Source organism: Rhodoblastus sp. (genome assembly GCF_052145335.1).
GTDB lineage: Bacteria > Pseudomonadota > Alphaproteobacteria > Rhizobiales > Beijerinckiaceae > Rhodoblastus.
Map to the genome: position 1 here is coordinate 1 of NZ_JBKQOU010000235.1, position 10612 is coordinate 10612.

The following is a 10612-nucleotide window of genomic DNA, read 5'->3' on the forward strand; positions in this document are numbered from 1 at the left end:
TGCGCCACGGCGGGGGCGGGGCCGCGCGGATCGACGAAAATTTCCGCCGCCAGGGCGATGAATTCCGCGCCGGTTCTGGCCAAGGCTTCGACCTCGGCGAGATCATGCGCCACCGCGATACAGGGCAGGTTGAAGATTTCCGCCCACCAGGAGGCGCGCTCCAGCACGGATTCAGGCGGCTCGCCGCCGGGATCGAGATCGCCGAACATCAGATAATCGACGTCCTTCTCGCCGGCGGTCATGGCCTGGTCCTTGTCCGCGATTCCGCCTATGCCGACGATGCGTTCGGGTTTCAGACTGTCCAGCGCAGCAATCAGCTTTTCGCCGGGCTGCGTCACATGGACGCCATCGGCGCCGGCGCGAACCGCAAGCTGGCTATCATCGGTCAGCAGCAGGGCCGCGCCGCGCTCCTGGACGAGCGGCGCCAGCGCCCGGCAGATTTTCTTGCGCGCGTTCTCATCGGGCGGGGCGAAGCGCAGCAACACGCAGGCGACGTCGCCGGCGCCGAGCGCGGCTTCCAGCGCCGGAGCAAAACTTTCCGCGTCTGCGACCGGCGGGGTGATAAGATAGAGGCGCGGCTTGATGAAATCGGTCATGAGCTTCTTCAGTAGACGTCGCGGAATTTCCAGGGCGTCGGGCGAGGCATAGAACGGCAAAAATGGGGCTCCGGCAAGCCGCAACCCCATCTTGAAAGTTTGAATTGTTCGACGCCGCGATCAGGCCGCCTTCGGGTCCAGCTCGCCGGAAGCGTAAAGCTTGGCCATTTCCGGCAGGGTCAGCACGTGCTTGATCTTCGAAGCCTTGCCCGCGGTGTTGAACTCTTCCAGACGCTGGCGGCAGAGCTTGGTCATCGCTTCCTGCGCCGGCTTCAGATATTTGCGCGGATCGAATTCGCCCGGATGTTCCGCGAACACTTTTCTGATCTGGCCGGTGATCGCCATGCGGTTGTCGGTGTCGATGTTGATTTTCCGCACGCCGTTCTTGATGCCGCGCTGGATTTCCTCGACCGGAACGCCCCAGGTCTGCGGCATCTTGCCGCCGTAGGCGTTGATGATGTCCTGCAATTCCTGCGGCACCGACGACGAGCCATGCATGACCATGTGCAGGCCCGGCATTTTGGCGTGGATTTCCTCGATGACGTTCATGGCGAGAATGGCGCCGTCGGGCTTGCGGGTAAATTTATAGGCGCCGTGGGAGGTGCCCATGGCGATGGCGAGCGCGTCGACCTTGGTGGCCCGGACGAATTTCACCGCCTCGTCGGGATTGGTCAGCAACTGGTCGTGCGACAGCTTGCCCTCAAAGCCGTGGCCATCTTCCTTCTCGCCCTCGCCGGTTTCCAGCGAGCCGAGCACGCCGAACTCGCCTTCGACCGAAATGCCGCCGAGATGCGCCATGTCGGCGACATATTTGGTGGTGTTGACGTTGTAGGTCCAGTCGGCCGGGGTCTTGGCGTCTTCCTTGAGCGAGCCGTCCATCATCACCGAGGTGAAGCCGGTCTGCATCGCCGAGAAACAGGTGGCGGGGCCGTTGCCGTGGTCGAGATGCACGCAGACCGGGATCTGCGGATAGATTTCCGTCACCGCGTCCATCATGTGCTTGAGCATGATGTCATTGGCGTATTGGCGGGCGCCGCGCGACGCCTGGATGATGACGGGCGCGTCGACGGAAGCGGCCGCCGCCATGATGGCCAGCGCCTGTTCCATATTGTTGATGTTGAAGGCTGGCACGCCATAATCATGCTCGGCGGCGTGGTCGAGAAGCTGGCGAAGGGTTATGCGGGCCATTTTGGTCTCCCAATTTTTTTATTCGGTCAGGCGCCAGATCTGGTTCAGGCCCGAAGCGCTTCCACGCCCGGCAGATGCTTGCCTTCCAGCCATTCGAGGAAGGCGCCGCCCGCCGTCGAGACATAGGTGAATTGTTCCGCCACGCCGGCGTGATTGAGCGCCGAAACGGTGTCGCCGCCGCCAGCCACCGACAAAAGCTTGCCCTCGACGGTCAGCCGCGCGGCCGTGCGCGCCACGGCGTTGGTCGCCGCGTCGAAGGGTTCGATTTCGAAGGCGCCGAAGGGGCCGTTCCACACCAGGGTCTTGATCGCGGTCAAAACCGCTTCGACTTCCGCCACCGAACGCGGCCCGGCGTCGAGAATCATCTCGTCGTCGCCGACATGATCGACGCTGACGACATGGGAATGGGCGTGCGCCTTGAATTCCTTCGCCACCACGGCGTCGGTCGGCAGCACGATCTGGCATTTGTTGGCGGCGGCGTTTTTCATGATCTCGCGCGCCGTGTCGAGCAGGTCGTTTTCGCACAAGGACTTGCCCACTTTCTTGCCCTGCGCGGCGAGAAAGGTGTTGGCCATGCCGCCGCCGATGATCAGGAAATCGACCTTTTTGGTCAGATTGCCGAGCAGTTCGAGTTTTGAGGAAATCTTGGCGCCGCCGACGACGGCGCCGACCGGACGGGCCGGCTTTTCCAGCGCCTTGGACAGAGCCTCGATCTCGGCCTGCATGGTGCGGCCGGCATAGGCGGGCATTTTATGCGCCAGCCCTTCGGTCGAGGCATGGGCGCGATGGGCGGAGGAAAAGGCGTCATTGACGTAAAGGTCGCCGAGCGCCGCCATTTGCTGGACCAGCGCCGGATCGTTCTTTTCCTCGCCTTTGTGGAAACGGGTGTTTTCCAGCAGCAGCACGTCGCCATTGGCCATGTGTTGAATCGCCGAATCGGCGGCCTTGCCGACGCAATCGGGGGCGAAGGCGACCGGACGGCCGAGATGCTGCGCCAGCACGCCGGCCACGGGCTTCAGCGAATTGGCGTCATCCGGCCCGTTTTTCGGCCGGCCGAAATGGGAGAGAAGAATGGCCTTGCCGCCCTTGGAGATGATTTCGCGCAGGGTCGGCAGAATGCGATCGATACGGGTGGCGTCGCTCACATGGCCGTTTTCCATGGGAACATTGAGATCGACGCGGACCAGAACGCGCTTGCCCTTGAGATCGGCGGAGTCGAGCGTGTGAAAACCGGACATGGCGGCCTCGAAAGGAGCTAGAGGGGTCGGGATGAGATAAAGGCGCGTCCCGTGGGACGCGCCTCAAGCTTTTTTCGCTCAGATCAGCTTGGCCATCGCCACCGCTGTATCGGCCATGCGGTTCGAGAAGCCCCATTCGTTGTCGTACCAGGACAGGATCGAAACCAGCGTGCCGTCCAGCACCTTGGTCTGGTCCATGTGGAAGATCGAGGAATGGGGATCGTGGTTGAAGTCGCTGGAAACGAGCTTCTCGGTCGTATAGCCGAGAATGCCCTTGAGCGGGCCGTCCGCCGCGGCCTTGATCGCGGCGTTGATCTCGTCCTTGGTGGTGGCGCGCTTGGCGATGAACTTCAGATCGACCACCGAGACATTCGGCGTCGGCACGCGCAGGGCGAAACCGTCGAGCTTGCCGTTGAGTTCCGGCAGCACCAGTCCGACCGCCTTGGCGGCGCCGGTCGAGGTCGGGATCATCGACAGGGCCGCCGCGCGGCCGCGATAAAGATCCTTGTGCATGGTGTCCAGCGTCGGCTGGTCGCCAGTATAGGAATGGATCGTCGTCATGATGCCCTTTTCGATGCCGATGGCGTCATTGAGCACCTTGGCGACCGGAGAAAGGCAATTAGTAGTGCACGAGGCGTTCGACACGACCAGATGGCTGCTGGTCAGCTTGTCGTCATTGACGCCATAGACCACGGTGAGGTCCGCGCCGTCGGACGGGGCGGAGACCAGCACGCGCTTGGCGCCGGCGTCGAGCAGCAAGGCGGCCTTGTCGCGGGCGGTGAAAATGCCGGTGCATTCCATGGCTATGTCGACGCCGAGCGCGCCGAGCGGCAGACCGGACGGGTCCTTGATCGCCGTGACCTTGATCGGGCCGGTTCCGACGTCGATGGTGTCGCCGTCAACCGTGACCTTGGCCGGGAAGCGGCCGTGCACGGAATCGTAGCGCAGAAGATGGGCGTTGGTCTCGACGGGGCCAAGGTCGTTGATGCCGACGACCCGGATGTCGTTGCGGCCCGATTCGACGATGGCGCGCAGAACGTTGCGGCCGATGCGCCCGAATCCGTTAATGAAAACTTTCACCGTCATCTGTCGCGCTCCTTGGGCTAGCTCTTCTGGTGGGGCCGATTTGGCGCCCTTGATTGTTCAGACGCCCTTTAAGCCATTTCGCGCCGCTTGCGCAACGGCGCCGGCGTTAATGCCGAAATGTTCGTATAGTTTTTTATAGGGCGCGCTGGCGCCGAAGCCGGTCATGCCGACAAAGGCGCCTTCACGGCCAAGAAACAGGTCCCAGCCCATGGCGATGCCCGCCTCGACGGCGACGCGAACCGGCGCTTCGCCGATCACTGTACGCCGGGCCGCGTCGTCTTGTCGCAGGAAAAGCTCGAAGCAGGGAACCGACACCACGCGGGTCGGAGTTCCTTCGGCTTCCAATATATCTTGCGCCGCCAATGCGATTTCAACCTCCGAGCCGGAGGCGAACAGGCTCACTTTGGCAGGGCCGGAAGCGGGCGAAAGTTCATAGGCGCCCCGGGCCGAAAGGTTTTCCTCGACATAGCTTTTCCGCGCCGGAGGAAGATTTTGCCGGGTCAGCGCAAGAACGGAAGGGGCTTTGCGCTCTTCCAGCGCCGCCTGCCAGCATTCCAGCGCCTCCGTCGCGTCGGCGGGACGAAACACCAGAAGGCCGGGGATGGCGCGCAGCGAGGCAAGATGTTCGACCGGCTGATGGGTCGGCCCGTCCTCGCCAAGACCGATGGAATCGTGGGTCATCACCTCGATCGAGCCTATGCCCATCAAGGCGGCGAGGCGCAGCGCCGGGCGGCAATAATCGGCGAAGGCAAGAAACGTCGAGCCGGATGGGATATAGCCGCCATGGAGCGCGACGCCATTGACGGCGGCGGCCATGCCATGTTCGCGAATGCCCCAGTGGATGTAGCGGCCGGCGTAATTTCCGGGCGAAATGGCGGGGGTCGCCTCGACCTTGGTGTTGTTGGAGCCGGTAAGATCGGCCGAGCCAGTGAGCAGTTCGGGAACCGCCGGGGCAAGGATTTTCAGCGCCGCTTCCGACGATTTGCGGGTCGCGATCGACACGTCCGAGGCGGCGAGCCGCTGCTTTTCGGCGGCGACAACCTCGCGCAGCGCCGCAGGCAGGCGGCCTTGCTGGCGGCGGAGGAATTCGGCGCGTTTCGCCGGCTCGAGGCTGGCGAGTTTTGCCTCCCACTGGGCTTGAGCCTTCGCGCCGCGCGCCCCGGCTTCGCGCCAGACGGCGAGAATGTCGGCGGGAATTTCAAAAGGCTCGGCTTTCCAGCCCAGAGCGGCCTTGGCGCCCGCCATTTCTTCCGCGCCGAGCGGTTCGCCGTGGGCCTTGGCGGTTCCGGCGCGCTTGGGCGCGCCAAAGCCGATCACCGTCCTGCAGGCGATCAGGGTGGGCTTGTCGGAATTTTGCGCCGCCTCGAGCGCGGCGAGAATGGCTTGGGGATCGTGGCCGTCGACGCGGGAGGCGTTCCAGCCGCAGGCCTCGAAACGCTTGAGCTGATCGACTGAATCGGAGACCGACAGCGGGCCGTCGATGGAAATGCCGTTATCGTCCCACAGGACGGTCAGGCGATTGAGTTTCAAATGGCCGGCGATGGCGATGGCTTCCTGCGACACGCCTTCCATCAGATCGCCGTCGGAGGCGAGCACATAGGTGCGGTGATCGACCACATCGCCGAATTCCGCCGCCAGCATGCGTTCGGCAAGCGCCAGGCCGACCGAGGTCGCCAGTCCCTGGCCCAGTGGGCCGGTGGTGACCTCGACGCCGGGCGTATGGCCATATTCGGGATGGCCCGGCGTTTTCGAGCCATATTGGCGGAAATTGCGGACTTCCTCGATGGTCATGCTGTTTTCGCCGGTGAGATGCAGCAAGGCGTAGAGCAGCATCGAGCCGTGGCCGGCGGAAAGCACGAAACGGTCGCGGTCCGGCCAATGTGGATCGGCGGCGTTGAACTTCAGCACCCGGGTGAACAGAACCGTGGCGATGTCGGCGGCGCCCATCGGCAGGCCGGGATGGCCGGACTGGGCCTTTTCGACCGCATCCATGGCGAGCGCCCGGATGGCGTTGGCCAAGGAGGCGTGGCTGACTTCGTTCATTCGTTCGGCTCCGGACTTTTTCGCGCGCGTGAGTTGGCCGGGTTGATAACAGGTCGGGGCCTTGAGTCAATTTTTGGTCGTGCGCCAACTCTTGGCGAAAGCGGAGACAATGCTAAGGTGGTTGCGTTGATCGCGTGTGGATTCGATCCGAAAGCCGCTGCCCTTGCCTCCTTCGCCGTCCGATCCGAATTTTCAAGAGGGCGCCGCCGATCCGGCGGAGCTGCTGCTGGCCGAGGCGCAAAAAAGATTGCGCGCGGCTCTGGCGGGGCTCGATCATGCGCTCAGCCGTCATAATGAGCTTACGCTCGAACAGGCCGACCAGGTCGCCGAATTTTCGGCCCTGCAGGAAGACCGCTCGCGTCTGGCGCGGCAGCTCGACGCCGCCACCACTCGGATGCGCGTGCTGGAGGCCGCAAATGTTGAGGCGGCGCGGCGGATCGAACGCGCCAGCGCCGCCGTCCGCGAGGTGATCGCAAACGATCTGGCCGCCGACGCGGACGCCGACCCGGCCGCCGATCTGGGTGACCACTCGTCCCAGGAGGACTGAATGCCTCAGGTCGTCGTCACCATAGCGGGCCGCACCTATCGCATGAATTGCGACGAGGGCGAGGAGGCGCATATCGAATCCCTGGCTCGCTCGGTCGACGCCAAGATTGCTGACCTGCGCGGCGCCTTCGGTGAAATCGGCGACCAGCGCATTGTCGTGATGGCCGCGCTGACGCTCGCCGACGAACTTTGCTCGGCGCAGAAAAAACTCAACGAACGGGACGAAAATCTGGCGCAGGCGGATGAGCGGCTGAAGAACGAAAACCTGCTCCGGCGCCAAGGAGTTCTGGAAGCGGCCGACGCGATGAACGATGCGGCCCAGCAAATCGAGGCCGCGACAAGGGCGCTGAACGCCGGGCGCTAAGCGGCGGCCTTATTCGCTCTCGCTTGCGTCATCCGCGGCCAGGGCGCGTATCTGGCGCATGTCGAATTGCGCCAGCATGACGATGGCTCGGGCGCGGTTGTAAACCTTCAGCTTGCGCAGGATTTCGCCGACATGCGCCTTGACCGTGGTCTCGCTGATGCCGAGTTCATGGGCGATCACCTTGTTCGGCAAGCCTTCGGCGAGCAGTTCCAGCACCCTTTTCTGCCGCGCAGTGAGTTTGTTCAGCCGGGAGAGAACGGTGTCGCCGGCTTCGGAGGGTCCGCGTTCGGCCGCAAGGGCGCCGGAAAAGGCGCGCATTTGCCGGTTCAGCGGATCGGTCATGATCGAGACCATGGTTTTCGCCGTCTCGAAAAAATCGTCGAGACGCCGAGTGACCGAATCGCGCTGGCGTCGCGCCAGCTCGATTTGCCGGCTGGCGAGTTCTCCTGGTGTTTGAAGCGCGCCAAGCGCCTCGAAAAGATCGATGGTCGCCAGCGCGCTGTCCTGGATCGAACGGATCGCGCGCGCCTGCAGTTCCTCCAGATCGGAGGCGATGGTCACGTTGCGGCTTTCCGCCGCTTCCGCGGCTTCTTCGATCGCGGACTGCAACAGACTGTAAGCCAGGCGAACCTGCCGGGCGAAAACGGATTCGACGCCGTCGCCTTGCTCGTGATTCGCGCGCCCATCCTGGCTTGTCCCGACACACGGCGATGCGCGCTCCGAACGGAGAGCGACGCCGGGAAGGGGGCTGAAAGGCGGGAGCGCCTTGGCTTTCGGGGCGAGGCCGCGACTGTTCTTGGCCAATGTCATCGGTAAACCTTCGGTCGACTAGAAAGGGGCGGCGGGATGAGCCGCCACGACGAACTTCCATCATTCCTTATGCTGCAATGCAGCATAAGGTTCCCCCTTGCTATTGTACTTTCTGGCATCGTCGCCAGAGAAGTCAAACCCCCGCCTGAACAGGGCTTCGCTTAACGACGGATTTGGCTCATACGGGGTTGGGTCGCCGGGGCGGTCGCCCGGTCTCGTTGCGCATCGATCGATCCCGTCAAAAAAGCACCGTTATCGCAGAATCTTCTGCGGGTTATATAATATGCTTTGCATCGCAGCAAAAGAGCCGCGATGGGGATAGAAGCACATGAATGCTGAATTATTGACCTTTAAACAGCGTTTCGAACTGCCGGAACTGCAAATTCTGAGCGGCGCGACGATCAAGAGCGTCGCTGTCGGCTTCGAGACCTACGGCAAACTCGACGCCTCGCGCGAAAACGCCATTCTGGTCGCGCATTTTTTCTCCGGTTCCAGTCACGCCGCCGGCCGCTATGAGCCCTGCGACTCCATGCCCGGTTATTGGGATGCGATCATCGGGCCGGGCAAGGCGGTGGACACCGACCGTTATTTTGTCATTTCCGTCGATAGTCTGGTCAACCTCAATGTCCATGACCCCAAGGTCGTCACCACCGGCCCGGCCAGCATCGATCCGACGACCGGAAAACCTTACGGCCTGAAATTTCCCGCCGTCGGCATCGGCGATTTCATTCGCGTGCAGAAGGCTGTGATCGACTCGCTGGGCATAAAGCGCTTGCATGCGGTAATGGGACCGTCGATGGGCGGCTTGCAGACTTTCGACTGGGCCGCGACTTATCCCGATTGCGTCGGGCGCATTATCCCGACCATCGCCACGCCGATGTTCGGCGGCTGGCTGACCGCCTGGTTGTCGATGTGGGCGCAGCCGATCAAACTTGATCCGGCCTGGCGCGGCGGCGATTATTACGGCGCCCCCCCGCCGCTCGCCGGTCTCGAAGCGTCCCTGCGGCTGGTGACCCTGAGCGCACTGCACAGCCAATGGGCTGACGGCCCCGGCGGCGGCCGGGCGCTGGCCCCCGGCGGCGACGCCGGAGATGTGGCGGCCAATTCCTTTGCGGTCGAACAGAGGCTGGAAGAGATCGCGCGGACGCGGCTCGACGCCTCCGACGCCAATCACCTGCTTTATCTGGTGCGCGCCAACCAGACCTATCTTCCCGGCGCCGGGGCGGGGGCGAAAACCGTCGCGGAAGGACTGGCGCGGATCAAGGCGCCGACGCTGATGCTTTATTCCCCGGAGGACCAGGTCTTTCTGGTCGAATGGATGCACGCCACGGTCGGCGCCTTGCGCGAGATCGGCGTTTTGGTCGAGACCGGCGAAATTCACGGTCCCCACGGCCATTACAACGGCATTTTGCGCATCGCCGACGTCGGCCCGCAAATTGCGGAATTTCTGGCGAGGGAGTTTTGAAGGCCCTTTATCCTTGCAACCATGCCTATCCGGTTCTTGCCCACAGATCGACATAAGTGGTCTAGCCCGGATACTCGAGGACCGTCAGAGGCATATCGAACAACGCCCGCAATCGGCTCGAAGCGGGCCTACGGCATGGCATCCGGACGGTCGCTGCCGCTTAGTCAGCGGACCTTCCGAAAGCGATATGAACTGGCGTTCATGGCTCAAGACGGAAATTCCCGGTCGAAATCGTCGTCGGCAGCGTTGGGCGGCAAGCCGAAATCTGATGAAAAAGGCCGCCTCGCAGCGGCCTTCCTCGCATATTGGCGACAGGTTGGATCAGGCGGCGACGGCGCGCGAGCGGCGATAGCCCACGAAGCCGAGACCCGCAAAGCCAGCGAGCATCATTGCCCAAGTCGACAATTCGGGAACGGCTGAAATCGAACCATGAACCATCGGATCGACATAGTTAATATTGTTGCCGCCGTAGGCAGACAAAACGGAACCGGTGGTGTCGAACACGGGGTGCGACGGGTTGGAGTAATTAATGCTAATCGTATCAAAGTAGGTGTAGCCGCCGCCTTGCGAGCCGTCCATCAGGAAGTTCCCGTAGACTTTGCCGCCGTTGGTGTCAAAGTTAGTACTAGGGTCCCAAATCCAGCCAAGATGGTCTGAGCCATAAGAACCGCCCGAGAGCGTGGCGTCGACAGCAGTGAACGAAGAATAATCGTTCGCGGCCGTCACCGTGCCCACGACGGTCGCGCCGGAGGCAAATGTTTCGTCGATGTGCAGCAGAATAGTCGCGTTAGCGCTTGTAACGCCGAGAACCGCAAAGGCGGTGCCGGCTAGAATGTTCATAAGTTTCATTAGAACCCCCGTCGAAAATCGCAAACAAGATCGTTTTGTCCACCGGAAGGACCTTGAACCAATCTGGCCCCCGGCGAGGCTCTCGACACATGAACTTCGCGACTGAATCATCCAGCCAACCAGCCTATAAATATGCATAATGACAAGAGCTTGACAATACCGCGCTCTTAGAATTCTTAGTTCGTATTGGGCCGGTCATACGCCTCAGAGATTTTCTCCAGCCCGTCCATATAGGGTTTTTAAACTTCCGGCGCGCCCTCGCCAAAGGCCACTACCGCCGTTGGCTCTGAGGCATCGAATGGTGGCGGGCCGCCGCCGCATCGCCACGATTTCGAGGAAATGTTCACCCTCCTGGAGGGCGAAATCGAACTGACTTTTCGAGGCCAGACACGAAAGGCGGGCGCCGGCTTCACCGTGAACATTCCCG

The 10612-nt window shown here is 62.5% G+C and carries 9 protein-coding genes and 2 pseudogenes; 4 read left to right on the forward strand and 7 right to left on the reverse strand.

The window, feature by feature from the left end; all coding sequences use genetic code 11:
- The 5 genes from ACLP2E_RS15010 to tkt all read right to left on the reverse strand — a co-directional run.
- Nucleotides 1–596, reverse strand: a 596-nt coding sequence (locus tag ACLP2E_RS15010) for a thiamine phosphate synthase (RefSeq protein WP_442466405.1), incomplete at its 3' end; no start/stop codon positions are given.
- 120 nt (nucleotides 597–716) lie between these two features.
- Nucleotides 717–1784 (reverse strand): class II fructose-bisphosphate aldolase, encoded by a 1068-nt coding sequence (fba, locus tag ACLP2E_RS15015; protein WP_442464232.1) that lies wholly within the window; start codon nucleotides 1782–1784, stop codon nucleotides 717–719.
- A gap of 44 nt (nucleotides 1785–1828) precedes the next feature.
- The gene (locus tag ACLP2E_RS15020; protein WP_442466406.1) at nucleotides 1829–3022 is read right to left on the reverse strand and encodes a phosphoglycerate kinase; all 1194 of its coding nucleotides are present in this window, start codon (nucleotides 3020–3022) and stop codon (nucleotides 1829–1831) included.
- Between the two features lie 78 nt (nucleotides 3023–3100).
- Complete coding sequence (gene gap / locus ACLP2E_RS15025) at nucleotides 3101–4108, reverse strand: type I glyceraldehyde-3-phosphate dehydrogenase (protein ID WP_442466407.1); 1008 nt, start codon at nucleotides 4106–4108, stop codon at nucleotides 3101–3103.
- Nucleotides 4109–4165: 57 nt separating this feature from the next.
- The gene (gene tkt, locus ACLP2E_RS15030; protein ID WP_442466408.1) at nucleotides 4166–6151 is read right to left on the reverse strand and encodes a transketolase; all 1986 of its coding nucleotides are present in this window, start codon (nucleotides 6149–6151) and stop codon (nucleotides 4166–4168) included.
- A gap of 136 nt (nucleotides 6152–6287) precedes the next feature.
- On the opposite strand from tkt, the gene ACLP2E_RS15035 reads away from it, so the two are divergent.
- Both ACLP2E_RS15035 and ACLP2E_RS15040 read left to right on the forward strand, forming a co-directional pair.
- Complete coding sequence (locus tag ACLP2E_RS15035) at nucleotides 6288–6698, forward strand: DUF4164 family protein (RefSeq protein WP_442466409.1); 411 nt, start codon at nucleotides 6288–6290, stop codon at nucleotides 6696–6698.
- Nucleotides 6699–7061 carry a cell division protein ZapA gene (locus ACLP2E_RS15040; protein WP_442464237.1) on the forward strand — a complete coding sequence of 121 codons (363 nt, stop codon included), beginning with the start codon at nucleotides 6699–6701 and terminating at the stop codon, nucleotides 7059–7061. It abuts the gene before it with no gap.
- Between the two features lie 9 nt (nucleotides 7062–7070).
- Here the strand turns inward: ACLP2E_RS15040 and ACLP2E_RS15045 are convergent, their stop codons facing one another.
- Nucleotides 7071–7871, reverse strand: a complete 801-nt coding sequence (locus tag ACLP2E_RS15045; protein ID WP_442466410.1) for a response regulator transcription factor — start codon at nucleotides 7869–7871, stop codon at nucleotides 7071–7073.
- 328 nt (nucleotides 7872–8199) lie between these two features.
- On the opposite strand from ACLP2E_RS15045, the gene ACLP2E_RS15050 reads away from it, so the two are divergent.
- Complete coding sequence (locus ACLP2E_RS15050) at nucleotides 8200–9336, forward strand: E22 family MetX-like putative esterase (protein WP_442466411.1); 1137 nt, start codon at nucleotides 8200–8202, stop codon at nucleotides 9334–9336.
- A gap of 321 nt (nucleotides 9337–9657) precedes the next feature.
- Here the strand turns inward: ACLP2E_RS15050 and ACLP2E_RS15055 are convergent.
- Nucleotides 9658–9756, reverse strand: a pseudogene (locus tag ACLP2E_RS15055) (PEP-CTERM sorting domain-containing protein); the annotation flags it as partial.
- Between the two features lie 741 nt (nucleotides 9757–10497).
- Here ACLP2E_RS15055 and ACLP2E_RS15060 point away from each other — a divergent pair.
- Nucleotides 10498–10612 (forward strand): annotated as a pseudogene (locus ACLP2E_RS15060) (cupin domain-containing protein); the annotation flags it as partial.